Genomic DNA, 410 nt, shown 5'->3' on the forward strand with positions numbered 1-410 from the left:
GGATTATTCTGCTGATGAGAATCTGCGTTTTGCGTGTCGTTCGGAACAGGAAGACAGGCGACGCTTCAGGCTTCCTGCTGGTGGTTTAGAATACGTTCCAGAGGTTAAGGAAGCGAAGGAATCACGCGGAGAGATTTTTGATGCAGGACCGTCTGAGAATGGGTGTGAGTCATCTTCTCGGATAGGTTTTTATGAGCTTCTTCGTCGCAACAGTGGGAACAAGGTTGATGTGTTTAAACATCTTGAACGCATTGGCAGGGATGAGGCCATAAGGCTTCAATCTGATCGCATTGCTGACAGGCTTGAAGGTCTGGGGATTCCGTCTAGGCGTAAGAAGCAGGATGGCACCTTTTTCAAGGTGGGTTTGCTGTCTGGATTAGCTAAGCAGATGGATGAACAGTTTAGGCATA

At 48.0% G+C, this 410-nt stretch carries 1 protein-coding gene; it reads left to right on the forward strand.

From position 1 onward, the window contains the following. The coding region (locus KP705_RS21830) for a hypothetical protein (protein WP_215765347.1) at positions 1 to 410 on the forward strand (410 nt) is incomplete at both ends.

The sequence above is a fragment of the Gluconobacter sp. P1D12_c genome, assembly GCF_018812105.1.
In the GTDB taxonomy this organism is placed as follows: Bacteria; Pseudomonadota; Alphaproteobacteria; order Acetobacterales; family Acetobacteraceae; genus Gluconobacter; species Gluconobacter oxydans_A.